Origin of the sequence: Coprococcus sp. RTP21428st1_C9_RTP21428_210409, assembly GCF_040227395.1 — a bacterium.
Taxonomy (GTDB): Bacteria; Bacillota; Clostridia; order Lachnospirales; family Lachnospiraceae; genus Coprococcus; species Coprococcus aceti.
Genome location: NZ_JBEHVV010000020.1, coordinates 18,558 through 40,624 on the forward strand (window position 1 = coordinate 18,558; position 22,067 = coordinate 40,624).

Here is a 22,067-nt window from a genome sequence, read left to right on the forward strand (position 1 = left end):
TATGTACGGCAGATTAAGATAAAGCCGGAGAATACAATAGACATGCATACAGCGCTTCAATCTTCAATAGACAAGGTTGGGGCGCTTAGTGCATTTGATGACAAGGAGATGAACTGGAACATGAAAGATAAGAATAAGAACGCAAAGACTGAGGAAAAGACAAATGTCATGCGCATACTTGACAGCAAGAAGATAAAGTACAACCATTATTGTTATGTGGAGACGGGCGAGACGAATGGAGAGAAGGTTGCTGCCATACTTGGACAGGATCCTGCGTATGTGTATAAGACCCTGGTGACCGTTGCGAAGTCCGGCGCAAATTACGTGTTTGTAATTCCTGTCAAGGAGGAACTTGATCTCAAGAAAGCTGCGAAGGCTGTGGGAGAGAAGTCGATAGATATGCTCAAGGCAAAGGAACTCCTCCCTCTTACCGGATATATACATGGCGGCTGCTCACCTATCGGTATGAAGAAGTTTTTCAGGACCACGATAGATGCAAGTGCTGAAAATCTTGATAAGATGTATGTGAGTGCGGGTAAGGTTGGGTATCAGATAGAGATAGCCCCTGCGGATCTGGAGAAGGTCATACGTCTGGAGTATGTGGATGTGACGGTGTAAAGGACTAAATTACGTGACAAAAAAGCTGAAATTAAGAAGCTGAAAAATTAAAAAAAGCAGGAATATGAGCCCCTATAACGAAGTTTGCTGGGTTTCATATTCCTGCTTTTAGTTTATCTGCAAAATGTATCTGCCTCGACCGATCCGTTGTTATCTCTGCCATCTTCCGGCGGCACCGCAAGGAAGAACAAGACCTGTCTCTGTGACAGGAAGTCCGATCTCATCTGCCACAACATGTCCGCCAAATCTGCTCTTTACCTCTGTGGATATCATATATGTGAGCACCGCAGGCGCGAGACCTGTTGTATATGAATTTACAAGGAAGAAAAGCGGCTTGTCACAGAGAAGCTGGCTGCAGAGCTTGATGAAAGGATGGATCTTCTCTTCGATCTTCCATATCTCACCCTTTGGTCCTCTGCCGTATGAAGGAGGATCCATGATGATCGCGTCATATTTGTTGCCTCGTCTGATCTCTCTTTCGACAAATTTCACACAGTCGTCAACTATCCATCTGATCGGTGCGTCGGCGAGCCCTGATGATGCTGCGTTTTCCTTTGCCCAGGTAACCATTCCCTTGGATGCATCAACATGGGTGACTGCAGCTCCGGCTTTGGCGGCTGCGCATGTTGCGCCCCCTGTGTATGCGAACAGGTTCAACACCTTAATATCCTTTTTAGGTGAGTTCTTTATCAGTTCGCTGAACCAGTCCCAGTTGACAGCCTGCTCAGGGAACAGACCAGTGTGCTTGAAGCTGAATGGCTTCAGATTGAAAGTCAGATCCCTGTAATTTATCGTCCACTGCTTAGGCAGGCTGAAAAACTCCCATTCTCCGCCGCCTTTGTTGCTTCTATGATAATGTCCGTTCAGTTTATTCCATGCAGGATTTTTCTTTGGAGTGCTCCACAGAACCTGGGGATCTGGTCTGAGCAGAGTGTATTTGTCCCAACGCTCAAGCTTTTCTCCGTCAGAGCAGTCAATAACTTCATAATCCTTCCATCCATCTGCTATCCACATATATGTAATCCTTCCTTATAAAAATAACTTCAAAAAATATATCCTATAGATTATACTTGTATCAAAGCACTGCGTCAAGGCTGCTGTGTGCATAGATTGATGACAGAGATTAATGACGATACAGATTGTTGGTAATGGAGAAGTTGGAATAATGGCAGATATAAGTATAAAAGAATTAATAGAAGAGATGGTACAGAGTGATCCCCACAAGATTATCCTCAGTGGCGGACGCGGTGAATATAGAAAAGTGGTATTTGAGAGAAAAATCATAGGCGGTAAAAGGTGCTTTCAGATAGAAAGGTATACGGAGAAGCAGGTGTTCCACCAGAATATAGATGAGGACGAGCTTGAAGAAGCACTGGCCGGAGATCTGCGGGATGGATTCAGACAGATAAACATGTTCTCGGCCCGGGAGGAGTGGGATGTGAAGATCTCAAAGAAGGGCAAAATAGCTGTGAATAAGAGGCACACGGAGAATAAACTCATAACTGTTCAGGGAAACAACCGAAGAAAGAAATACATACTTGAAGAGGGAATGGATATCCCTGTATTTACCCATCTGGGCATATTTACAAAGGATGGCAAGGTTGTGCACTCCATGTATGACAAGTTTAAGCAGATCAACAGATTTGCGGAGATCGTGGACAATGTCATGAAGAGCTACAACAAACCTTCTATTAATATAGTAGATTTTGGATGCGGCAAATCGTATCTGACATTTATAGTTTATTATTATCTGCATGAGGTTAAGGGGCTTGATGTCCATATAACCGGCCTGGATCTCAAGGAGCAGGTGATAAAAGACTGCAATGCGCTGGCGGAACAGTTTGGATATACCGGACTAAAATTCGAACTTGGGGATATAAATGGGTATAAGACGGATGTGGATGTGGATATGGTCATGACGCTGCATGCGTGTGATGTTGCCACGGACTATGCGCTGTACAATGCCATTTGCTGGAACGCACAGTATATATTGTCCGTGCCTTGCTGCCAGCATGAGCTGAATAAACAGATGCATTCTGATAAACTGGTTGCGCTGACAAGATACGGTATCATAAAGGAGAGGATAGCTGCGCTGGCAACAGATTCCATCCGTGGACATATGCTTGAGGCGTGTGGATATAAGACTGATATAATGGAATTTATAGACATTGCACATTCGCCTAAAAATCTGCTCATAAGAGCTGTGAAGAAAAATGTATCTCCGGACAGGAGAAAGAAGGCTCTTAAGGATGCGGAAGCACTTTGTGAGGAGTTTGGATTCAGACAGACTCTGATGGAGATGATTAAGGTGGATGGCAGGATATAATTGGATTAAACCTGTGGTTTGTTGTGTGTGTGATGGTTGTGGAATATTATTAAGGAGGATATCATGAGGGCTGCGCTGTATATAGATTGTGATAGCATAGAGGCAAAGGCTGTGCCTGTTATATATGAGGATATAATCAGAACGGACAAGCTTGTGATCTGCAAGATGTTTAATTCCGACAAAGACGATGACAGCTTTATGGAGAGTGCAGGGAGGTTCAGAATACAGGACTGCATGCACGGAGAGTATAAGGTGTCATCGGCGATGGTTGCGCTGGCCGTGGAGGTTATGGCGGATGCTGCGCTTTCAAAGCCAGAGCGCATATATATAGCAACGGGGGACAGTCTGACAGTACCGCTTCTCAACAAGCTGAGGCTCACGGATATAGAGGTTGTGGTTGCCGGTCCATGTGACGCAGACAAAATCCTTGTGAACAGCGCCCAGAGATATATGTATATAGATGTTCTTGCCGGAGGAAAATGCACTGCTGATATACCGGATATAGGTGATATAGCAAAGGAGATATATTCGGTTTCTTCCTATTATAAAGGACAGGGAAGAGATGCTGTCATGGAACAGGTGTATGAAGGCGTTGTGAGAAGATACCCGGATTTTGATGTCAGAAATTATGGCTATACTCATCTTGATACATTTGTGGAGAATAATGTGAGTGGAGTGAAGGTTTATACCGATGAGAATGGCGTGACAAAGCTGACGTTGGTCGATGACAGGGAGGAGATAGACACATTTGCATATGAGTATATGACGGGCAGGGGATATAAGATAGATGATATGGCAGAGCTGCTCGATGCGATTCGAAGCAGATTCCCTGGGTTTGCGATGGAGAATTATGGTTACCATACAGATTACGGGTTCATCTTAAGCTTTTCGAAGTTTGAGATATGGGAGAACAAGGGGATTAAGATGAAGAGGACATTCAAGCTGAGTGAATCTGGCGAGTGATACCCTGTAAATACCCGTTAAAAAAATTCAAAAAAACATAAAAAAATTAAAAAAACCTCTTGATTTAAAGAAATCCCTAGTATATAATCAAACATACTGTGGCATGATAGCTGAGAAGCGGAGGTTGCTGCGTACATATATGACGCAGGTTTTTCGTGGAGCGAATGTCAATTTACAAAACTGGCGACAAGTCACTGTACAATATAACCGTCTGTCAAGAGGACAGAAACGACGTGATGGTTCTGGGTTTTAACTTAGGACACACACGGGAGAGTGTACAGTCACCGCTTGTTGTACTAAGATTAAGTGCGAAAAGGAGGCGGCTTTTTTTATGGCAAATCAGATTATGAGAATTACACTTAAGGCTTATGACCACAAACTTATCGACAAGGCAGCAGCACAGATTGTTGATACAGTTAAGAAGACTGGCGCAAAGGTAAGCGGACCAGTTCCAATGCCTACTAAGATTGAGAAGATCACAATCTTAAGAGCAGTTCATAAGTACAAGGACTCAAGAGAGCAGTTTGAGCAGAGAACTCATAAGAGACTTATCGATGTTGTAGCACCAACTCAGAAGACAATTGATGCATTACAGAAGATCGATCTGTCCGCTGGCGTGTTCATCGATGTTAAGATGAAATAATCAAAGTCAGACAGCAATTCAAAAGAAACCCAATTAGATGCGGACTAATTTAAAACAAACCGCAGAAACAATTAAATAACAGTACCTAATGCATTTTCGGATGTAATTTAGTATGATTGCAGATGCAATCCGCTGTGAATTAAATTAGGAGGAAACAGAAATGAAGAAGGCTATATTAGCTACAAAAGTCGGAATGACACAGATTTTCGACGAGAACGGTGTATTAACACCAGTTACAGTATTGCAGGCTGGTCCATGTGTTGTAACCCAGATCAAAACAGTTGAGAATGACGGTTACGATGCAATTCAGGTAGGATTCGGCGAGAAGAAGGAAAGAGTAACAACAAAGGACGTATCAGGAAAGAAAGTTATCAGAAATCCACATGGTGCTGGTAAGGCAGAGGTTGGTCATGCTAAGAAGGCAGGAACAACTCCAAAGGCTTTCTATAGAGAGTTCAGACTTGAGAACACTGCTGAGTACGAGCTTGGCGCAGAGATCAAGGCAGACGTATTTGCTGCTGGCGACAAGATTGATGTTACTGCTAAGTCAAAGGGTAAGGGATACGCAGGCGGTCTTAAGAGACACGGCCTTAAGTCAGGTCCTTCAGGACATGGTTCAAAGTATCACAGACATGCAGGTTCAAACGGTTCTGCAACTACTCCAGGTAGAGTATTCAAGGGCAAGAAGATGCCTGGACATATGGGTAGCGTAAGAGTTACAATCCAGAACCTTGAGGTAGTTAAAATAGATGTTGAGAACAATGTAATCTTGGTTAAGGGCGCTGTTCCAGGACCAAAGAAGTCATTGGTTATGATTAAAGATACAGTAAAGTCTGGTAAGTAGGGCTTTGGAAAGGAGAGACAACAATGGCATCAGTTAAGGTTTATGACATTGAAGGCAAAGAAGTTGAGACATTAGAGCTCAATGATGCAGTTTTCGGTGTAGAAATAAATGAGCATATAATGCATAAGGCTGTAGTTGGTCAGTTAGCCAACAACCGTCAGGGAACACAGAGCGCTAAGACACGTTCAGAAGTTTCTGGTGGTGGAAGAAAGCCTTGGAGACAGAAGGGAACTGGTCATGCTAGACAGGGTTCAACAAGATCTCCACAGTGGACAGGCGGCGGAGTTGTATTCGCACCAAAGCCAAGAGATTATTCAGTTAAGATGAATAAGAAAGAGAAGCAGCTTGCTATGAAGTCAGCACTTTCATCAAAGGTTGCTGAGAACAAGCTGGTAGTAGTTGACAAGCTTGATCTTCAGGAGGCTAAGACAAGCGTATTTGCAAAGATCCTTGCAAAGCTTTCAGCTCCTAAGGCTCTTGTAGTAACAAAGGATAAGAACAATAACGTTGTTCTTTCAGCAAACAACATTCCAACAGTTAAGACAACAGTAGCTAATTCACTTAGCGTATACGATATTCTCAAGTATGAGAAGCTTGTTCTTACTAAGGAAGCAGTTGCAGCAATTGAGGAGGTGTACGCATAATGGCAGATATCAAATATTATGACGTTATACTTAAGCCAGTGATCACAGAGAAGAGCATGAACGCTATGGCTGAGAAGAAATATACATTCCTTGTTCATCCAGAAGCAAACAAGTCACAGGTTAAGGAAGCTGTAGAGAAGATGTTCGAGGGAACAAAGGTTGCAAAGGTCAACACAATGAACAATGACGGTAAGGTCAAGAGACGTGGTATGACACTTGGTAACACAGCAAAGTACAAGAAGGCTATCGTTCAGCTTACAGCTGACAGCAAGGACATCGAGATCTTCGAGGGACTTTAAGATATAGCCGTGGGTGGCTGCACAGTATAGCTGCTCATCACATTAGTTGTATACGCAATCAAAGCGTGAGAATAAATTGAACCGAAAGGAGAACAACAATGGGAATTAAGACATATAACCCATATACACCTTCCAGAAGAAATATGACTGGCCTTGATTTCTCAGAGATCACAAAGACAACTCCAGAGAAGTCACTCGTTGTTTCAACAAGCAAGACAGCCGGTCGTAACAATCAGGGTAAGATAACAGTAAGACATCACGGTGGTGGTGCTAAGAGAAAGTATAGAATAATAGATTTCAAGAGAAATGACAAAGATGGTATTCCAGCAACAGTAGCTGCAATCGAGTATGATCCAAACAGATCAGCAAATATTGCACTTCTGTTCTATGCAGATGGAGAGAAGAGATACATCCTTGCTCCTTTCAAGCTTGCAGTTGGCGATGTGCTGATGAATGGCGCAGAGGCAGAGATCAAGGTTGGTAACTGTCTTCCACTTCAGAATATTCCAGTTGGTACTCAGGTACACAACATCGAGCTTTACCCAGGTAAGGGCGGACAGTTAGTTCGTTCAGCAGGAAACGCTGCACAGCTCATGGCTAAGGAAGGAAAGTATGCAACACTTAGACTTCCATCAGGCGAGATGAGAATGGTTCCGATTATCTGTAGAGCAACAGTTGGACAGGTAGGAAATATCGAGCATGGCCTTGTTAACATTGGTAAAGCCGGTCGTAAGCGTCATATGGGCGTTAGACCAACAGTTCGTGGTTCTGTCATGAACCCTAATGACCATCCACATGGTGGTGGAGAAGGTAGAGCACCTATCGGTCGTCCAGGTCCTTCTACTCCATGGGGCAAGCCAGCAATGGGTCTCAAGACAAGAAAGAAGAACAAGCAGTCTAATAAGTTGATCGTAAGACGTAGAGACGGTAAGAATGTTAAATAGTTAAGGAGGAAGAAATATGGCTCGTTCATTAAAAAAAGGACCATTCGCAGATGCACATCTGCTTAAGAAGGTAGATGCTTTAAACGCTGCTAATAAGACAGAAGTTATAAAGACCTGGTCAAGACGTTCAACAATCTTCCCATCATTCGTTGGCCACACATTTGCCGTTCATGATGGAAGAAAGCACGTACCAGTATATGTAACAGAAGATATGGTAGGACATAAGCTCGGTGAGTTCGTAGTTACCAGAACATACAGAGGTCATGGTAAGGACGAAAAGAAGGGTAGAAGATAATATTAGGAATATTTGAAAGGAGGACTTTTCAAAATGGCTAAAGGACATAGATCCCATGACAAGAGACTCAGAAATGAGAACAAAGATACAAGACCATCAGCTAAGGTTTCATACGCAAGAGTATCAGTAACCAAGGCATGTTTTGTGCTTGATGCTATCAGAGGTAAGGATGTTCAGACAGCACTTGCTATCGTAGAATACAACCCAAGATATGGCTCAAGCGTTATAGAGAAGCTTTTGAAGTCTGCTATTGCTAACGCTGAGAACAACAATGGCATGAAGAAGGAGGACCTTTACGTAGCAGAGTGTTACGCTAACAAGGGACCTACAATGAAGAGAGTTCATCCAAGAGCACAGGGTAGAGCATATAGAATCGAGAAGAGAACAAGCCACATCACAATCGTGCTTGACGAGAAATAGGAGGTAAAATATGGGACAGAAAGTTAATCCTCATGGTTTAAGAGTCGGCATTATCAAAGATTGGGATTCAAACTGGTATGCTGACAAGAGAAATGACGAGTTTGCTAAGAACTTAGCAGAAGATCAGATCCTTAGAAAATACTTAAAGACAACTCTTTACAAGTCAAACATCTCAAAGATCGAGATCGAGAGATCAGCAAAGAATGTAAAGATCGTATTATACACAGCTAAGCCTGGAGTAGTAATCGGAAAGGGTGGAGCCGGAATCGAGAAGATCAAGGCTGACGCTCAGAAGTTAACAGATAAGAAGCTCTTTATCGACGTTAAGGAGATCAAGAAGCCGGATGCTGACGCTCAGCTCGTTGCAGAGAACATCGCAGCACAGCTTGAGAATCGTATCGCATTCAGAAAGGCTATGAAGTCTTGCATGGGTAGAACAATGAAGTCAGGCGCACAGGGTATCAAGTGTGCATGTTCAGGTCGTCTTGGCGGTGCTGATATGGCTAGAACAGAGTTCTACAGCGAGGGAACAATTCCTCTTCAGACACTCCGTGCTGATATCGATTACGGATTTGCTGAAGCAGATACAACATATGGTAAGGTTGGCGTAAAGACATGGATCTACCATGGTGAAGTACTTCCAACAAAGACAGTAAAGGAAGGGGGAAATAAATAATGTTAATGCCAAAGAGAGTAAAGCGTCGTAAGCAGTTCAGAGGAACAATGGCTGGTAAGGCACTTAGAGGCAATAAGATTACAAACGGTGAGTATGGTCTCGTAGCATTAGAGCCAGCTTGGATCAAGTCAAACCAGATCGAGGCAGCCAGAATTGCAATGACAAGATATATGAAGCGTAGTGGTAAGGTATTTATCAAGATTTTCCCTGACAAGCCAGTTACAGCAAAGCCGGCTGAGACTCGAATGGGTTCAGGAAAGGGAGCACTTGAGTACTGGGTAGCAGTAGTTAAGCCAGGCAGAGTTATGTTTGAGGTTCAGGGCGTACCTGAGGAGGTAGCTAAAGAGGCTCTCAGACTCGCTATGCACAAGCTTCCACTTAAGTGTAAGATCGCATCAAAGGAAGAGTTAGAGGAGGTAGCAGGCAGTGAAAACTAAGGATTTTATGAACGAATTAAATAGCAAGTCCGTTGACGATCTCCAGAAAGATTTAGTAGCTGCAAAGAAGGAATTATTCAACCTGAGATTCCAGAATGCTACAAATCAGCTTGACAACACAAGCAGAATCAAGGACGTTAGAAAGAATATAGCAAGAATACAGACAGTTATAGCCCAGAAGGCTAATGCTTAATTATCTTGGAAGGAGGAATTATTGTGGAAAGAAATCTGAGAAAAACACGTGTTGGTATAGTTACAAGTGACAAGATGGATAAGACAATCGTTGTTTCTATCGTAGATAATGTTAAGCATCCTCTTTATGGTAAGATTGTAAAGAGAACAGTAAAGCTGAAGGCTCATGACGAGAATAACGAGTGCAAGATTGGCGATAGAGTAAAGGTTATGGAGACAAGACCATTATCAAAGGATAAGAGATGGAGACTTGTTGAGATCATCGAGAAGGCAAAGTAAGGAGGCAAATTAAATGGTTCAGCAGGAAACAAGACTTAAAGTTGCTGATAACACAGGTGCAAAAGAGTTACTTTGTATCAGAGTGTTAGGCGGATCAGTTAGAAGATATGCGAATATCGGCGATATCATCGTTGCCTCTGTTAAGGATGCAACACCAGGCGGAGTTGTAAAGAAGGGCGATGTAGTTAAGGCCGTTGTAGTTAGGACAAAGCATGGCGCTCGTCGTAAGGATGGTTCATACATCAAGTTTGACGAGAACGCTGCTGTAATTATAAAAGACGATATGAATCCAAGAGGTACACGTATCTTTGGACCAGTTGCAAGAGAGCTCCGTGATAAGAAATTCATGAAGATCGTATCACTTGCACCTGAAGTATTATAAGGAGGTGTGACTATGGCAACAATGAAGATTAAGAAAGATGATATGGTACAGGTTATCGCTGGTAAGGACAAGGGCAAGAGCGGAAAGGTCGTTTCAGTAGATAAGAAGAATGGTACCGTAGTAGTTGAAGGAATCAACAAAGTATTTAAGCATAGCAAGCCAAGCATGGCTAACCAGCAGGGCGGAATCATCGAGATGGAAGCCCCACTTGACATCTCTAATGTAATGTATCTTTACAAGGGCAAGCCAGTTAGAGTTGGTTTTGAAGGAACTGGTAAGGATAAGGTTCGTGTAGCCAAAGTTGATGGCAAGACAGAGAAGATAGATTAATTGGAAGGAGGTCGTCTTAGGTGAGTAGACTTAAAGAAAAGTATGACGCTGAAATTAAGAGCGCCATGGTTGAGAAATTTGGATATAAGAATGTAATGCAGATACCAAAGCTCGATAAGATCGTTATCAATATGGGCGTTGGTGAAGCTAGAGAGAACGCTAAGGTTCTCGACGCTGCTATCAAGGATCTTGAGACAATCACAGGTCAGAAGGCAGTTGTAACAAGAGCAAAGAAGTCAGTAGCTAACTTCAAGCTGAGAGAGGGAATGCCTATCGGATGTAAGGTAACTCTTCGTGGCGAGAAGATGTATGAGTTCCTTGATCGTCTTGTAAATCTTGCACTCCCACGTGTACGTGACTTCAGAGGTATCAATCCAAACGGATTTGATGGAAGAGGTAACTACGCATTCGGTATTAAGGAGCAGCTTATCTTCCCTGAGATCGAGTACGATAAGGTAGATAAGGTTAGAGGTATGGATATAATTTGCGTAACAACAGCACAGACTGACGAGGAAGCTCGTGAGTTACTTACACTGTTCGGCATGCCTTATAGCAAATAATAAAGGAGGAGATTCGAGAAATGGCTAAGACATCAATGAAAGTTAAGCAGCAGCGCAAGCAGAAGTTCTCAACAAGAGAGTACACACGTTGCAGCATTTGTGGACGTCCACACTCAGTTTTAAAGAAGTATGGAATTTGTAGAATCTGCTTCCGTGAGTTAGCATATAAGGGACAGATTCCTGGCGTTAAGAAATCAAGCTGGTAAGAGTAAGAAGGAGGAAATTTATTATGTCAATGAGCGATCCAATTGCAGATATGCTTACAAGAATTCGTAATGCTAATACAGCAAAGCATGATACAGTAGAAATCCCTGCTTCAAAGATGAAGAAAGCTATTGCCGACATACTTTTATCAGAAGGATATGTTAAGGCTGTAGATATAGTTGAGGACGGTAAGTTCGAGACAATCAAGATCACATTGAAGTATGGTGCAGATAAGAACGAGAAGATCATCACAGGTCTTAAGAGAATTTCAAAGCCTGGTCTTCGAGTATACGCAAGCAAGGATGAGCTTCCAAGAGTACTTGGTGGACTTGGAACTGCTATTATCTCCACAAACAAGGGTGTATTAACAGATAAGGAAGCTAGAAAACAGAACGTAGGTGGAGAAGTACTTGCGTTTATTTGGTAAAAGGAGGACGGCAAAATGTCACGTATCGGAAGAATGCCTATCGCTGTACCTGCAGGCGTAACTGTAGATATAGCAGAAAATAATAAAGTGACTGTTAAAGGACCAAAGGGAACTCTTGAGAGAGTTCTCCCTGCGGAAATGGATATAAAGTTAGACGGCGATACAATCACAGTATCAAGACCTAACGACTTAAAGAAGATGAAATCACTTCACGGACTCACAAGAACACTTATCCACAACATGGTAGTAGGTGTTACAGAGGGTTACAAGAAGGAGCTTGAGGTTAACGGTGTAGGTTACAGAGCTCAGAAGCAGGGTAATAAGCTTGTTCTTGCTCTTGGTTATTCACACCCAGTTGAGATGGTTGATCCAGATGGTATCGAAACATCAGTTGATGGAAACAAGATCATAGTAAGCGGAATCAGCAAGGAAAAGGTTGGTCAGTACGCTGCTGAGATCAGAGAGAAGAGAGCACCAGAGCCATACAAGGGCAAGGGTATCAAGTATGTGGATGAGACTATCAGACGTAAAGTTGGTAAGACTGGTAAGAAATAATAAAGGAGTGAGATAAGATGATTAATAAAGAATCAAGAAGCGCAATTCGTGTAAAGAAGCATATGCGTGTTCGTAATCGTTTAGCTGGAACAACAGAGAGACCACGTTTAGCTGTATTCAGAAGTAATAATCATATGTACGCTCAGATTATTGATGATTCAGTTGGTAAGACATTAGTAGCAGCATCTACAACAGAGAAGGCTATTAAGGATGAGCTTGAGAAGACAAATGATGTTGATGCAGCAGCTTACGTTGGTAAGGTTATTGCTGAGAGAGCACTTGAGAAGGGTATCAAGACTGTTATCTATGATAGAGGCGGTTTCGTATACCACGGTAAGGTTCAGGCATTAGCAGATGCAGCGAGAGAAGCTGGTCTGGAATTCTAGTAAGGAGGAAGAACAACGTATGAAGCGTGAAATAATTGATGCAAGTAAGTTAGAGTTAGAAGATAAAGTTGTTGCCATCAAGCGTGTAACAAAGGTTGTTAAGGGTGGACGTAATTCTAGAGTTGCAGCTCTCGTAGTTGTTGGTGATAGAAATGGCCACGTTGGCGTTGGTGTTGGCAAGGCAGTTGAGACTCCAGAAGCTATCCGTAAGGGTAAGGAGGATGCTGCAAAGCATTTAGTTACAGTTCCTGTAAATGAAGTTGGTAGTATCCCTTACGACTGGAATGGACAGTTCGGCAGTGCTTCAGTTCTTCTGAAGACAGCTCCAGAAGGTACTGGTATCATCGCTGGTGGTCCTGCTCGTAGCGTACTTGAGCTTGCAGGATATAAGAACATCCGTACAAAGTCCTTAGGATCAAACAACAAGCAGAACGTAGTTCTTGCAACAATCAAGGGCCTTACAGAGATCAAGAACCCAGAGGATATCGCAAGACTTCGTGGAAAATCTGTTGATGAGATACTTAACTAAGGAGGTATTAGAAGATGGCAGATAAGTTAAAGGTAACTTTGGTAAAGTCCCCTATCGGTGCTGTACCAAAGCATAGAAAGACAGTAGAGGCTCTTGGACTTAAGAAGGTTAATAAGTCAGTAGAGCTCCCAAATAACGCTGCAACACTTGGAATGGTTAAGCAGGTAAGTTATATGGTAAAGGTTGAGGAAGTATAAGAGAAGGAGGATACGCAGATCATGGATTTATCTACATTAAAGCCGGCTGAAGGCTCAAAGCACAGTGCTAATTTCCGTGTAGGCCGTGGACATGGTTCAGGAAATGGCAAGACTGCAGGTAAGGGACATAAGGGTCAGAAGGCACGTTCTGGATCACCTAGACCAGGTTTCGAAGGTGGACAGATGCCATTATATAGACGTCTTCCTAAGAGAGGCTTTAATTGCATCAATCACAAAGAGATCGTTGCAATCAATGTATCAGCTCTTGAGAGATTCGAGGATGGCTCAGACGTAACTGTTGAGACATTAGTAGAGGCAGGTATCATTAAGAATCCTCGTGATGGAGTTAAGATTCTTGGAAATGGAGAGTTAACTAAAAAGCTCAATGTTAAGGCTAATGCTTTTTCAAAGTCAGCAGCTGAGAAAATTGAAGCTCTTGGCGGAAAAGCAGAGGTGATGTAATATGTTCAAAACCTTAATCAATGCATTTAAGGTACAGGATATACGAAGAAGACTTTTATATACGTTCTTCATTCTCGTGGTAGTCAGACTTGGTAGTCTGATTACCGTTCCGGGAATAAGTGCGGATGCAATAAGAGAGTACATGCAGAATGCACTCGGTGATTCACTGAACATCTTCAGTTCATTCACCGGAGGATCGTTCGAGCAGATGTCGATCTTTGCATTGTCGGTAACACCTTACATTACAGCTTCCATCATCATACAGCTTCTCACCATTGCTATACCGGCTTTGGAAGAACTGCAGAAAGACGGAGAAGATGGTAGAAAGAAGATCACCGCTATCACAAGATATATGACAGTAGGTCTTGCTATTCTTGAGAGTGCTGGTCTTGTAGTAGGATTTGGAAACAAGGGAGTCATTGAGAATTATAACTTCTGGACAGTTCTTTGCATCGTAGTCATTCTTACGGCAGGAAGTGCTATAGTAATGTGGCTTGGCGAGAGAGCAACAGAGAAGGGTGTTGGCAATGGTATATCAGTAATCCTTCTGATAAACATCGTTTCAACAATGCCAAATGACTTCAAGAATTTATACACACAGTTCATGAAGGGCAGAGACTTTGTAAGATTTACACTTGTAGGGCTCATTATCCTTGCAGTTGTAGTTATTACAGTAGTATTTGTATGTGCACTTCAGGGCGCAGAGAGAAGAATTCCTGTACAGTATGCCAAGACAGTAAGAGGAAGAAAGACGATGGGAGGACAGTCCTCTCATATTCCACTTAAGGTCAATACTGCAGGTGTTATTCCGGTCATCTTTGCATCATCCATACTGTCTGTTCCACAGATCGTAGTGAATCTGTTCAACATCAAGACATCTGGTGTAGGAGCAAAGATAATCCAGGGTATGAGTCAGGGCTACTGGTTTAACAGATCTTATCCTTGGGCATCGATCGGTTTGATCGTATATATTTTACTTGTGTTCTTCTTCGCATATTTCTACACAGCGATCACATTCAATCCAATGGAGATTGCCAACAATATGAAGAAGAGTGGCGGTTTTGTCCCTGGTATAAGACCTGGACAGTCAACACAGGATTACCTTAATAAGATTTTAAACTACATCATATTTATAGGTGCTGTAGGACTTATCATAGTAGCATGTATACCAATGTTCTTCAGTGGTTTCTTTGGAGCAAATGTTTCATTTGGAGGAACATCACTTATCATCGTTGTAGGTGTTGTTATAGAGACAATTAAGAATATTGAGTCACGTATGCTGGTAAGGAACTATCAGGGATTCCTTTTAGACTAAAATATGACGTGGCAATAAACACGAATGGGAGTGTGCCGTATAGTACACTTCCTATTCGTGTATTATAGAGAGAATAGTATTTGATAAGAATGGGAAACGTTCAAAAAAATGGAGGTTGAATATATGAAGATAATCATGTTAGGCGCACCGGGCGCAGGCAAGGGAACACAGGCAAAGATGATCGCTGCAAAGTACGGCGTACCACATATCTCAACAGGAGATATATTCAGAGCGAACATAAAGAACGGCACAGAGCTTGGTGCAAAGGCAAAGGAGTACATGGATAAGGGACTTCTTGTACCAGATGAGCTCGTTGTCGACTTGGTAATAGATAGATTCAAGGCTGATGACTGTGCAAAGGGATATATCCTTGACGGATTCCCAAGAACTATCCCACAGGCAGAGGCACTTGACAAGGCACTCTCAGCAATCGGCGATTCAGTTGATTACGCTATCAATGTTGAGGTACCTGATGAGAATATCATCGAGAGAATGTCAGGCAGACGTGCATGTGTAGGTTGTGGAGCAACATACCATATCGTATACAACCCAACAAAAGTTGAGGGCAAGTGTGATGCATGTGGAGCTGATCTCATCCTTAGAGACGATGATAAGCCAGAGACAGTAGAGAAGAGACTTAATGTATATCATGAGCAGACACAGCCTCTCATCGATTACTACAAGGCAAAGGGCATCCTGAAAGAGGTTGACGGAACCGTAGATATGAAGGATGTATTCGCTGCTATCACTGATATATTAGGTGAGTAAATATGAAGGGTATTTCCATAAAATCCCAGGAAGAGATTGAGCTTATGAGAGAGGCTGGAAGAATTCTGGCGATAACTCATGAGGAGATGAGAAAAGCATTGAAGCCGGGAATGACCACATATGATATAGATAAGCTCGGTGAAGAGGTTATCAGAAGTTATCACTGTGAACCATCATTTCTGAACTATCAGGGATATCCGGCGTCGGTGTGTGTATCTGTAAATGATGAGGTGGTACATGGAATTCCATCAAAGAACAGAGTGCTTCAGGATGGAGATATAGTAAGTCTTGATGCCGGTGTTATCTATAAGGGTTACCATTCAGACTCAGCCAGAACATATGGAGTTGGCGAGATATCTGATATGGCAAAGTATCTCATAGAGGCAACGAAGCAAAGCTTCTTTGAAGGACTGTCAGCGGCCCGTGCGGGAAATCATGTGCGGGATATAGGAATAGCGGTCGAGTCCTATGCCGATGAGTGTGGACTTGGAGTTGTTGTCGATCTGGTGGGACATGGAGTTGGAAAAAATCTTCATGAAGAGCCGGAGGTCCCAAACTTCGCAACAAGAAGAAGAGGGCCGAAGCTGAAAGCAGGAATGACGATAGCGATAGAACCGATGATCACACTTGGCGATTACGAAGTGAAGTGGATGCCGGATGGATGGACGGTCGTCACCGCAGACAAATCACTGGCGGCACATTATGAGAATACAATACTTATAACAGATGGAGAGCCTGAGATACTTTCAAGGGCCGATGGAATTGAGCTGTAGATGTGATATCATATGTCGTCGTTCGTAAGCACGATGATATATTCATTATATCATGGAGAACTCATAAGTTGATTTATATATATAGGAGGATTTTTGAAAATGTCAAAAGCAGATGTAATTGAAGTAGAAGGAACAGTAGTTGAGAAACTTCCAAATGCCATGTTTCAGGTAGAACTTGAGAATGGACACAAGGTTCTTGCTCATATAAGTGGAAAGCTGAGAATGAATTATATAAAGATTCTTCCTGGCGACAAAGTTACAATAGAGTTATCACCATACGATCTTACCAAGGGAAGAATCGTTTGGAGAGATAAATAATAAAAAAATGAATTTCCCTATTGCATTTTATCAATGAAAATGATAGAATGCTAATTCGTAGCGGACTTTTTTTGAAAGGAGAGTTTCTAATGAAGGTTAGAGCATCAGTAAAACCTATCTGCGATAAGTGCAAAGTTATCAAGAGAAAGGGAATCGTTAGAGTTATCTGCGAGAATCCAAAGCACAAGCAGCGTCAGGGTTAATCAAAAAAGGAAAAGAAGTATATGGATGATAGCCCATCCGGAAGTATACTTATTTTCGTGCGTCAGTACATATATCTAATGTACTGTATTATTTAAAAGCGGCTGTGGCATACGTAGATATGCCAATACAATTATAGAAATATACAACTTAGTTGAAGTTTGCGGTGTATGCATTTCACCCCATAGCGTGTGCTATGGGATACATTTGTGGATTCAGCTTAAAAGAAGATTTTACGGAGGTTATTATAATGGCTCGTATTTCAGGTGTTGATTTACCAAGAGAGAAACGTGTTGAAATTGGTCTTACTTATATCTATGGTATCGGACTTCCTTCATCACAGCGTATTCTTAAGGAAGCAAACGTTAATCCTGATACACGTTGCGCAGATCTGACTGACGATGAGGTTAGAAGACTCAGCGAGGTTATCAAGGCAACTCAGGTAGTAGAGGGAGATTTACGTAGAGAGATAGGCTTCAATATTAAGCGTTTACAGGAGATTGCTTGCTATCGTGGTAAGCGTCATAGACAGGGACTTCCTGTTCGTGGACAGAAGACTAAGACTAACGCTAGAACTCGTAAGGGTCCTAAGAAGACTGTTGCTAATAAGAAGAAGTAATATTTATAGAATATATTTGTAAAAAACCATAGGAGGTTTAGGCTAATGGCTAAGCAGGCAACTAAAAAAGTGGCTAAGAAGCGTGTCAGAAAGAGCGTACAGCACGGACAGGCTCATATTCAGTCATCTTTCAATAATACAATTGTTACATTAACAGACGCTGAAGGCAATGCGCTTTCATGGGCAAGCGCTGGTGGATTAGGATTTAAGGGTTCTAAGAAGTCAACTCCATATGCTGCTCAGATGGCTGCAGAGACAGCCGCAAAGGCTGCTGCACCTTACGGACTCAAGACAATCGACGTATTTGTCAAGGGACCAGGTTCAGGAAGAGAGGCTGCAATTCGTGCACTCTCAGCATGTGGTATAGATGTAGTTAGTATCAAGGATGTTACTCCGGTTCCACATAACGGATGTCGTCCACCAAAGAGAAGAAGAGTTTAATTAGAGGAGGTACAAACAAGATGGCAGTAGATAGAACCCCAGTTCTTAAGAGATGCAGATCTTTAGGCATGGAGCCAATGTATCTCGGAATAGACAAGAAGTCAAACAGAAGACCAAACAGATCAAATAGAAAGCAGAGCGAGTATGGACTTCAGCTCCGCGAGAAGCAGAAGGCTAAGTTCATTTATGGTGTACTTGAGAAGCCTTTCCGTAACCTTTATGCAAAGGCTGAGCAGCAGAAGGGATTAACAGGTCCTAACCTCATGACATTACTTGAGCTTAGACTTGACAACATCATCTTCAGATTAGGCTTTGCAAGAACAAGAAGAGAGGCTAGACAGATCGTAGATCACAAGCACGTACTTGTAAATGGCAAGTGTGTAAACATCCCTTCATACTCAGTTAAGCCAGGCGATAAGATCGAGATCAGAGAGAAGAGCAAGTCTCTTCAGAGATACAAGGATATCATGGCTGCAACAGAGGGTGTTCTCGTACCAGGTTGGTTAACAGCAGACAGAGATAACCTCGCAGGTGAAGTTGTAGAGAAGCCAAGCAGAGAGCAGATCGATGTTCCTGTAAATGAGACTCTCATCGTCGAGTTATATTCTAAGTAAGATTTGTTCTTTATTTATACATTTTGTAACTTGGAGTGTAGCATTTTAAAACCCGTAAAGGAGGGGCTTAGATGTTTGAGTTTGAAAAACCAAAAATCGAGATCGTTGAGACTTCAGATGACAACAAATATGGCAAGTTTGTAATCGAGCCTTTAGAGAGAGGTTACGGTATAACACTTGGTAACTCACTTAGAAGAATAATGCTTTCTTCATTACCAGGTACCGCTGTAAGCCACGTTAAGATAAAGGGTGTTTTACACGAGTTCAGCTCAATACCAGGTGTAAAAGAGGATGTTACTGAGATAATAATGAACATCAAGAATGTCGTTATCAAGAATAACTCAGATACATTTGAGCCAAAGCAGGCATACATCGATGTTGTTGGTGAGCGCGTTGTTAAGGCAGGAGATATCAAGGTTGACGGAGATATAGAGATCGTAAATCCTGATCTTGTAATCGCAAACCTTAGTGGTCCGGACGCAAAGCTTGAGATGGAGCTTACAATTGTCAACGGACGTGGATATGTAAGCCTTGACAAGAACAAGGAAGCAGATGCACCAATTGATGTCATCGCTATTGACTCAATCTTCACCCCTGTTGAAAGAGTAAACCTTACAGTTCAGAATACACGTGTTGGTCAGGTTACTGACTATGATAAGTTAACTCTTGATGTATATACAAACGGAGCTCTTGCTCCAGATGAGGCAGTAAGTCTTGCTGCAAATCTTCTGGTAGAGCACTTGAAGCTGTTCGTAGATTTATCAGAGAACGCACGTCTTGTAGATGTTATGGTTGAGAGCACAACAGACGAGAAGGAAAAGGTTCTTGAGATGAATATCGATGAGCTCGAGTTATCAGTTCGTTCATACAACTGTTTGAAGAGAGCTGGCATCAACACAGTTCAGGAACTTATAAACAAGACACCAGAGGATATGATGAAGGTTCGTAACCTTGGTCGTAAGTCACTGGATGAAGTATTAGCTAAGCTTAAGGAGTTAGGCTTATCACTTAATCAGAACGAGGACTAATAGCAGTTCCCGTATACCACTCAAGCTGAATAATAGTAAGCACAGTGAAGACCCGCAAAGGGTATAGGAGGATAATTAAAATGGCAAAGTATAGAAAGCTTGGAAAAGCAAGCGCACAGAGAAACGCATTACTTCGTAACCAGGTAACTCAGTTACTGTATCATGGAAAGATCAAGACAACAGAGGCAAGAGCTAAGGAAGTTGTTAAGATCGCAGAGAAGCTCATCACTTTAGCAGTTGCTGAGAAGGACAACTACGATGAGGTTACAGTTCAGGCTAAGGTTGCTAAGAAGGATAAAGATGGCAAGAGAATCAAGGAAGTTGTAGACGGTAAGAAGGTTACAGTATACGACACAGTTGAGAAGACAGTTAAGAAGGATCAGCCTTCAAGACTTCATGCCAGAAGAGAGATGCTCAAGGTTTTATATCCAGTTGTTGAAGTTCCTACAGATGCTGCTGGTAAGAAGGCCGGTACTAAGAAGATCGACTTAACACAGAAGTTATTCGATGAGTATGGTACAAAGTACGCAGGACGTAAGGGTGGTTACACAAGAATCATCAAGATCGGTCAGCGTAAGGGTGATCAGGCTCTTGAGGTTATTCTCGAGTTAGTATAATCGATTGATAGATTGATATTATACAGATAAATAAACAGGGCTGCAGTACATAGACGTATTAGTTTACGTTCGTGTACGGCGGCCCTGTTTTTTAATAAAATTTAGTGAAATATAGAGAGATTTCATTGATATAGATTGGAAAGATTATGAGCTTCATAAATGTAAAAGGACTATCTCATAAATTTAATATAAAGGACAAAGACGGCAATAAGATAGGGGAGAACTGGGCAATAAAGGATGTGGATTTTCTTGCCGACAAGGGGGAGATAATCGCGATCCTTGGCAGAAACGGTTCAGGGAAGTCTACGTTTGCAAGACATTTGAATGGACTGCTTGCACCGCATGAGGGTTCGATAGTCATAGGTGGAAAAGACATGGCGGAGATGGGAGAGCTTACATCCGTCAGACGACAGGTAGGAATGGTGTTTCAAAATCCCGATAACCAGATAGTCGGCAACACCCTCGCTGAGGATATAGGATTTGGGCTGGAGAATCTTGGCGTCTCCAGCGAAGATATATGGAAGAAGATAGATGAGATGCTGGAGCTCACAGGGCTCACAGCCTATAAGTATGCCAATACGTCAAGAATAAGCGGTGGACAGAAACAGCGGCTTGCAATCGCATCGTCCATGGCGATGACTCCGGATTGTATAGTGCTAGACGAGGCGACATCCATGCTTGACCCGCAGGGAGCAAAGGATATGCTGGAGCTTGTGCAGAGATTGAACAAAGAAAAGAAAATAACCGTAATAATGGTGACTCACAGGATAGCTGAGGCGCTTATGGCGGATAAAGTATACATATTGGATAATAGCAGGATCGTGGCAGAGGGTACACCTGGAGATGTATTCACAGATGTTGACCGGCTTAAGAGCTATGGACTGGAGATACCGGTTGATATGAAGCGTAGGGCCGGAATACCGATCGATATCTGCTATAAATATAAGAACAGGCATATGGATATAAGCAGCGATATGAACAATGCGCAGAGTAATCATGCTGAGGATGAGAAGACTGCAGATAATTCAGAAAAATGTATAGTTGAGCTTCAGAATGTATCATATTCGTATGTGAATGGAAATGAGTCATTTCAGGCGCTTTCTGATATAAACATCAAGATATATGAAGGACAGGTTGTCGCTGTAATAGGGCAGACCGGCTCGGGAAAGAGTACACTGCTTCAAATGATAAATAAGCTGATAGTTCCACAGAGTGGCAAGGTATATCTGTATGATACGGATGTGCAGAGTGTAAGGAATATCAAGGATATCCGCAGGAGGATAGGGTATGTATTTCAGTTCCCTGAGTCCCAGTTGTTTGAGAATACGGTGCTCAAGGATGTAATGTATGGCCCGATAAACTTTGGAATGTCAAAGAGAGAGGCTGAGGATGCTGCCAGAAAGGCGCTTGAGTTGGTGGGAGTACCGGAGAAATATGCGGAGTATTCTCCATTCGAATTGTCTGGTGGTTTGAAAAAGAGGGTGGCAATAGCGGGAATACTGGCATATGAGCCAGACGTATTGATCCTTGATGAGCCTGCATGCGGACTTGACGGAGAGAGCCGGGAGCAGTTATGGAATCTCGTCAGAAAGCTCAACAGAGAGAAAAATGTGACGATCATACTGGTATCCCACGACATGGAGGATGTGTATGAGATGTCAGAGAGGATTCTTCTTATGGAGCATGGAAGGATAGTGTATGATGGAGGGACAGGTGAGTTTTTTGAGGACAGGAGCTTACTTGAGCAGTACGGTATAGATG

General features: G+C 42.5%; 36 protein-coding genes. 35 read left to right on the forward strand and 1 reads right to left on the reverse strand.

All coding sequences use genetic code 11. The features are described 5' to 3' along the window. Positions 1–120 precede the first annotated feature (120 nt). On the forward strand, positions 121–618 hold the full coding sequence (gene ybaK, locus ABUA34_RS05805) for a Cys-tRNA(Pro) deacylase (protein WP_118017398.1): 498 nt from the start codon (positions 121–123) through the stop codon (positions 616–618). A gap of 150 nt (positions 619–768) precedes the next feature. Here the strand turns inward: ybaK and ABUA34_RS05810 are convergent, their stop codons facing one another. Next, complete coding sequence (locus ABUA34_RS05810; RefSeq protein ID WP_015533786.1) at positions 769–1,632, reverse strand: class I SAM-dependent methyltransferase; 864 nt, start codon at positions 1,630–1,632, stop codon at positions 769–771. A gap of 112 nt (positions 1,633–1,744) precedes the next feature. Between ABUA34_RS05810 and ABUA34_RS05815 the strand changes: the two genes are divergently transcribed. From ABUA34_RS05815 to ABUA34_RS05980, 34 genes are all read left to right on the forward strand, one after another. Beyond that, positions 1,745–2,944 carry a class I SAM-dependent methyltransferase gene (locus ABUA34_RS05815; RefSeq protein WP_349823000.1) on the forward strand — a complete coding sequence of 400 codons (1,200 nt, stop codon included), beginning with the start codon at positions 1,745–1,747 and terminating at the stop codon, positions 2,942–2,944. A gap of 63 nt (positions 2,945–3,007) precedes the next feature. Further along, entirely contained in the window at positions 3,008–3,907 is a 900-nt protein-coding gene (locus ABUA34_RS05820; protein ID WP_161172020.1) for an OST-HTH/LOTUS domain-containing protein, read from the forward strand. A 331-nt stretch (positions 3,908–4,238) separates the two neighbouring features. Continuing rightward, the gene (gene rpsJ, locus ABUA34_RS05825) at positions 4,239–4,550 is read left to right on the forward strand and encodes a 30S ribosomal protein S10 (protein WP_004850108.1); all 312 of its coding nucleotides are present in this window, start codon (positions 4,239–4,241) and stop codon (positions 4,548–4,550) included. Positions 4,551–4,710: 160 nt separating this feature from the next. Further along, complete coding sequence (rplC, locus tag ABUA34_RS05830) at positions 4,711–5,394, forward strand: 50S ribosomal protein L3 (RefSeq protein WP_015533789.1); 684 nt, start codon at positions 4,711–4,713, stop codon at positions 5,392–5,394. Positions 5,395–5,417: 23 nt separating this feature from the next. After that, positions 5,418–6,038, forward strand: coding sequence for a 50S ribosomal protein L4 (rplD, locus tag ABUA34_RS05835; protein ID WP_015533790.1), 621 nt, complete (start codon positions 5,418–5,420; stop codon positions 6,036–6,038). After that, entirely contained in the window at positions 6,038–6,337 is a 300-nt protein-coding gene (gene rplW / locus ABUA34_RS05840) for a 50S ribosomal protein L23 (RefSeq protein ID WP_004850114.1), read from the forward strand. The genes rplD and rplW overlap by 1 nt, the downstream gene beginning before the upstream one ends. Positions 6,338–6,435: 98 nt before the next feature. Next, positions 6,436–7,281: a 50S ribosomal protein L2 gene (gene rplB, locus ABUA34_RS05845; RefSeq protein WP_022216644.1), complete on the forward strand. Its 846-nt coding sequence runs from the start codon at positions 6,436–6,438 to the stop codon at positions 7,279–7,281. A 16-nt stretch (positions 7,282–7,297) separates the two neighbouring features. Beyond that, on the forward strand, positions 7,298–7,576 hold the full coding sequence (gene rpsS, locus ABUA34_RS05850; protein WP_022216645.1) for a 30S ribosomal protein S19: 279 nt from the start codon (positions 7,298–7,300) through the stop codon (positions 7,574–7,576). Between the two features lie 33 nt (positions 7,577–7,609). Further along, positions 7,610–7,996, forward strand: a complete 387-nt coding sequence (gene rplV, locus ABUA34_RS05855; protein WP_004850120.1) for a 50S ribosomal protein L22 — start codon at positions 7,610–7,612, stop codon at positions 7,994–7,996. Between the two features lie 10 nt (positions 7,997–8,006). Then, the gene (gene rpsC, locus ABUA34_RS05860) at positions 8,007–8,672 is read left to right on the forward strand and encodes a 30S ribosomal protein S3 (RefSeq protein ID WP_022216646.1); all 666 of its coding nucleotides are present in this window, start codon (positions 8,007–8,009) and stop codon (positions 8,670–8,672) included. Further along, complete coding sequence (gene rplP / locus ABUA34_RS05865) at positions 8,672–9,109, forward strand: 50S ribosomal protein L16 (protein ID WP_022216647.1); 438 nt, start codon at positions 8,672–8,674, stop codon at positions 9,107–9,109. Before rpsC ends, rplP begins: the two co-directional genes overlap by 1 nt. Next, positions 9,099–9,302 (forward strand): 50S ribosomal protein L29, encoded by a 204-nt coding sequence (gene rpmC, locus ABUA34_RS05870; protein WP_004850126.1) that lies wholly within the window; start codon positions 9,099–9,101, stop codon positions 9,300–9,302. Before rplP ends, rpmC begins: the two co-directional genes overlap by 11 nt. A gap of 23 nt (positions 9,303–9,325) precedes the next feature. Beyond that, positions 9,326–9,580 carry a 30S ribosomal protein S17 gene (gene rpsQ / locus ABUA34_RS05875; RefSeq protein ID WP_022058713.1) on the forward strand — a complete coding sequence of 85 codons (255 nt, stop codon included), beginning with the start codon at positions 9,326–9,328 and terminating at the stop codon, positions 9,578–9,580. 13 nt (positions 9,581–9,593) lie between these two features. Beyond that, on the forward strand, positions 9,594–9,962 hold the full coding sequence (rplN, locus tag ABUA34_RS05880; RefSeq protein WP_022216648.1) for a 50S ribosomal protein L14: 369 nt from the start codon (positions 9,594–9,596) through the stop codon (positions 9,960–9,962). 12 nt (positions 9,963–9,974) lie between these two features. Further along, positions 9,975–10,292, forward strand: a complete 318-nt coding sequence (rplX, locus tag ABUA34_RS05885; RefSeq protein ID WP_004850132.1) for a 50S ribosomal protein L24 — start codon at positions 9,975–9,977, stop codon at positions 10,290–10,292. A 20-nt stretch (positions 10,293–10,312) separates the two neighbouring features. Then, positions 10,313–10,852 (forward strand): 50S ribosomal protein L5, encoded by a 540-nt coding sequence (gene rplE, locus ABUA34_RS05890; protein WP_004850134.1) that lies wholly within the window; start codon positions 10,313–10,315, stop codon positions 10,850–10,852. 20 nt (positions 10,853–10,872) lie between these two features. Then, positions 10,873–11,058: a type Z 30S ribosomal protein S14 gene (locus ABUA34_RS05895; RefSeq protein ID WP_004850137.1), complete on the forward strand. Its 186-nt coding sequence runs from the start codon at positions 10,873–10,875 to the stop codon at positions 11,056–11,058. Positions 11,059–11,081: 23 nt separating this feature from the next. Beyond that, positions 11,082–11,483: a 30S ribosomal protein S8 gene (gene rpsH / locus ABUA34_RS05900; RefSeq protein WP_022216649.1), complete on the forward strand. Its 402-nt coding sequence runs from the start codon at positions 11,082–11,084 to the stop codon at positions 11,481–11,483. Positions 11,484–11,498: 15 nt separating this feature from the next. Continuing rightward, positions 11,499–12,038 carry a 50S ribosomal protein L6 gene (gene rplF / locus ABUA34_RS05905; protein WP_022216650.1) on the forward strand — a complete coding sequence of 180 codons (540 nt, stop codon included), beginning with the start codon at positions 11,499–11,501 and terminating at the stop codon, positions 12,036–12,038. 17 nt (positions 12,039–12,055) lie between these two features. Further along, on the forward strand, positions 12,056–12,424 hold the full coding sequence (gene rplR, locus ABUA34_RS05910) for a 50S ribosomal protein L18 (protein WP_022216651.1): 369 nt from the start codon (positions 12,056–12,058) through the stop codon (positions 12,422–12,424). A gap of 19 nt (positions 12,425–12,443) precedes the next feature. Continuing rightward, a complete protein-coding gene (gene rpsE, locus ABUA34_RS05915) occupies positions 12,444–12,953 on the forward strand; it encodes a 30S ribosomal protein S5 (protein WP_015533792.1) in 510 nt (169 codons plus the stop codon). A 14-nt stretch (positions 12,954–12,967) separates the two neighbouring features. Next, the gene (rpmD, locus tag ABUA34_RS05920) at positions 12,968–13,150 is read left to right on the forward strand and encodes a 50S ribosomal protein L30 (protein ID WP_004850147.1); all 183 of its coding nucleotides are present in this window, start codon (positions 12,968–12,970) and stop codon (positions 13,148–13,150) included. A 21-nt stretch (positions 13,151–13,171) separates the two neighbouring features. After that, positions 13,172–13,612: a 50S ribosomal protein L15 gene (rplO, locus tag ABUA34_RS05925; protein ID WP_004850150.1), complete on the forward strand. Its 441-nt coding sequence runs from the start codon at positions 13,172–13,174 to the stop codon at positions 13,610–13,612. A 1-nt stretch (position 13,613) separates the two neighbouring features. Next, complete coding sequence (gene secY, locus ABUA34_RS05930; RefSeq protein ID WP_022216652.1) at positions 13,614–14,927, forward strand: preprotein translocase subunit SecY; 1,314 nt, start codon at positions 13,614–13,616, stop codon at positions 14,925–14,927. 123 nt (positions 14,928–15,050) lie between these two features. Then, positions 15,051–15,695 (forward strand): adenylate kinase, encoded by a 645-nt coding sequence (locus ABUA34_RS05935; RefSeq protein ID WP_022216653.1) that lies wholly within the window; start codon positions 15,051–15,053, stop codon positions 15,693–15,695. Between the two features lie 2 nt (positions 15,696–15,697). After that, positions 15,698–16,468, forward strand: coding sequence for a type I methionyl aminopeptidase (gene map, locus ABUA34_RS05940; protein WP_015533796.1), 771 nt, complete (start codon positions 15,698–15,700; stop codon positions 16,466–16,468). 99 nt (positions 16,469–16,567) lie between these two features. Beyond that, entirely contained in the window at positions 16,568–16,786 is a 219-nt protein-coding gene (gene infA, locus ABUA34_RS05945) for a translation initiation factor IF-1 (protein ID WP_004850160.1), read from the forward strand. Positions 16,787–16,875: 89 nt separating this feature from the next. Continuing rightward, positions 16,876–16,989 (forward strand): 50S ribosomal protein L36, encoded by a 114-nt coding sequence (rpmJ, locus tag ABUA34_RS05950; protein WP_015533797.1) that lies wholly within the window; start codon positions 16,876–16,878, stop codon positions 16,987–16,989. Positions 16,990–17,237: 248 nt separating this feature from the next. Beyond that, positions 17,238–17,606 (forward strand): 30S ribosomal protein S13, encoded by a 369-nt coding sequence (rpsM, locus tag ABUA34_RS05955; RefSeq protein ID WP_015533798.1) that lies wholly within the window; start codon positions 17,238–17,240, stop codon positions 17,604–17,606. Positions 17,607–17,651: 45 nt separating this feature from the next. After that, the gene (gene rpsK / locus ABUA34_RS05960; protein ID WP_004850165.1) at positions 17,652–18,047 is read left to right on the forward strand and encodes a 30S ribosomal protein S11; all 396 of its coding nucleotides are present in this window, start codon (positions 17,652–17,654) and stop codon (positions 18,045–18,047) included. 20 nt (positions 18,048–18,067) lie between these two features. After that, positions 18,068–18,661 (forward strand): 30S ribosomal protein S4, encoded by a 594-nt coding sequence (rpsD, locus tag ABUA34_RS05965; RefSeq protein WP_015533799.1) that lies wholly within the window; start codon positions 18,068–18,070, stop codon positions 18,659–18,661. 71 nt (positions 18,662–18,732) lie between these two features. Further along, positions 18,733–19,689: a DNA-directed RNA polymerase subunit alpha gene (locus tag ABUA34_RS05970; protein ID WP_015533800.1), complete on the forward strand. Its 957-nt coding sequence runs from the start codon at positions 18,733–18,735 to the stop codon at positions 19,687–19,689. Between the two features lie 80 nt (positions 19,690–19,769). Further along, a complete protein-coding gene (locus tag ABUA34_RS05975; protein ID WP_015533801.1) occupies positions 19,770–20,306 on the forward strand; it encodes a bL17 family ribosomal protein in 537 nt (178 codons plus the stop codon). Positions 20,307–20,452: 146 nt separating this feature from the next. Next, positions 20,453–22,067, forward strand: a 1,615-nt coding sequence (locus tag ABUA34_RS05980) for an ABC transporter ATP-binding protein (RefSeq protein ID WP_349823001.1), incomplete at its 3' end; no start/stop codon positions are given.

Bases quoted from the DNA above. Each gene is read 5' to 3' on its own strand.
- ybaK (WP_118017398.1), top strand. From the start codon at position 121: ATGAAAGATAAGAATAAGAACGCAAAGACTGAGGAAAAGACAAATGTC.
- ABUA34_RS05810 (WP_015533786.1), bottom strand. From the start codon at position 1,632: ATGTGGATAGCAGATGGATGGAAGGATTATGAAGTTATTGACTGCTCT.
- ABUA34_RS05815 (WP_349823000.1), top strand. From the start codon at position 1,745: ATGACGATACAGATTGTTGGTAATGGAGAAGTTGGAATAATGGCAGAT.
- ABUA34_RS05820 (WP_161172020.1), top strand. From the start codon at position 3,008: ATGAGGGCTGCGCTGTATATAGATTGTGATAGCATAGAGGCAAAGGCT.
- rpsJ (WP_004850108.1), top strand. From the start codon at position 4,239: ATGGCAAATCAGATTATGAGAATTACACTTAAGGCTTATGACCACAAA.
- rplC (WP_015533789.1), top strand. From the start codon at position 4,711: ATGAAGAAGGCTATATTAGCTACAAAAGTCGGAATGACACAGATTTTC.
- rplD (WP_015533790.1), top strand. From the start codon at position 5,418: ATGGCATCAGTTAAGGTTTATGACATTGAAGGCAAAGAAGTTGAGACA.
- rplW (WP_004850114.1), top strand. From the start codon at position 6,038: ATGGCAGATATCAAATATTATGACGTTATACTTAAGCCAGTGATCACA.
- rplB (WP_022216644.1), top strand. From the start codon at position 6,436: ATGGGAATTAAGACATATAACCCATATACACCTTCCAGAAGAAATATG.
- rpsS (WP_022216645.1), top strand. From the start codon at position 7,298: ATGGCTCGTTCATTAAAAAAAGGACCATTCGCAGATGCACATCTGCTT.
- rplV (WP_004850120.1), top strand. From the start codon at position 7,610: ATGGCTAAAGGACATAGATCCCATGACAAGAGACTCAGAAATGAGAAC.
- rpsC (WP_022216646.1), top strand. From the start codon at position 8,007: ATGGGACAGAAAGTTAATCCTCATGGTTTAAGAGTCGGCATTATCAAA.
- rplP (WP_022216647.1), top strand. From the start codon at position 8,672: ATGTTAATGCCAAAGAGAGTAAAGCGTCGTAAGCAGTTCAGAGGAACA.
- rplN (WP_022216648.1), top strand. From the start codon at position 9,594: ATGGTTCAGCAGGAAACAAGACTTAAAGTTGCTGATAACACAGGTGCA.
- rplX (WP_004850132.1), top strand. From the start codon at position 9,975: ATGGCAACAATGAAGATTAAGAAAGATGATATGGTACAGGTTATCGCT.
- ABUA34_RS05895 (WP_004850137.1), top strand. From the start codon at position 10,873: ATGGCTAAGACATCAATGAAAGTTAAGCAGCAGCGCAAGCAGAAGTTC.
- rpsH (WP_022216649.1), top strand. From the start codon at position 11,082: ATGTCAATGAGCGATCCAATTGCAGATATGCTTACAAGAATTCGTAAT.
- rplF (WP_022216650.1), top strand. From the start codon at position 11,499: ATGTCACGTATCGGAAGAATGCCTATCGCTGTACCTGCAGGCGTAACT.
- rplR (WP_022216651.1), top strand. From the start codon at position 12,056: ATGATTAATAAAGAATCAAGAAGCGCAATTCGTGTAAAGAAGCATATG.
- rpsE (WP_015533792.1), top strand. From the start codon at position 12,444: ATGAAGCGTGAAATAATTGATGCAAGTAAGTTAGAGTTAGAAGATAAA.
- rpmD (WP_004850147.1), top strand. From the start codon at position 12,968: ATGGCAGATAAGTTAAAGGTAACTTTGGTAAAGTCCCCTATCGGTGCT.
- rplO (WP_004850150.1), top strand. From the start codon at position 13,172: ATGGATTTATCTACATTAAAGCCGGCTGAAGGCTCAAAGCACAGTGCT.
- secY (WP_022216652.1), top strand. From the start codon at position 13,614: ATGTTCAAAACCTTAATCAATGCATTTAAGGTACAGGATATACGAAGA.
- ABUA34_RS05935 (WP_022216653.1), top strand. From the start codon at position 15,051: ATGAAGATAATCATGTTAGGCGCACCGGGCGCAGGCAAGGGAACACAG.
- map (WP_015533796.1), top strand. From the start codon at position 15,698: ATGAAGGGTATTTCCATAAAATCCCAGGAAGAGATTGAGCTTATGAGA.
- infA (WP_004850160.1), top strand. From the start codon at position 16,568: ATGTCAAAAGCAGATGTAATTGAAGTAGAAGGAACAGTAGTTGAGAAA.
- rpmJ (WP_015533797.1), top strand. From the start codon at position 16,876: ATGAAGGTTAGAGCATCAGTAAAACCTATCTGCGATAAGTGCAAAGTT.
- rpsM (WP_015533798.1), top strand. From the start codon at position 17,238: ATGGCTCGTATTTCAGGTGTTGATTTACCAAGAGAGAAACGTGTTGAA.
- rpsK (WP_004850165.1), top strand. From the start codon at position 17,652: ATGGCTAAGCAGGCAACTAAAAAAGTGGCTAAGAAGCGTGTCAGAAAG.
- rpsD (WP_015533799.1), top strand. From the start codon at position 18,068: ATGGCAGTAGATAGAACCCCAGTTCTTAAGAGATGCAGATCTTTAGGC.
- ABUA34_RS05970 (WP_015533800.1), top strand. From the start codon at position 18,733: ATGTTTGAGTTTGAAAAACCAAAAATCGAGATCGTTGAGACTTCAGAT.
- ABUA34_RS05975 (WP_015533801.1), top strand. From the start codon at position 19,770: ATGGCAAAGTATAGAAAGCTTGGAAAAGCAAGCGCACAGAGAAACGCA.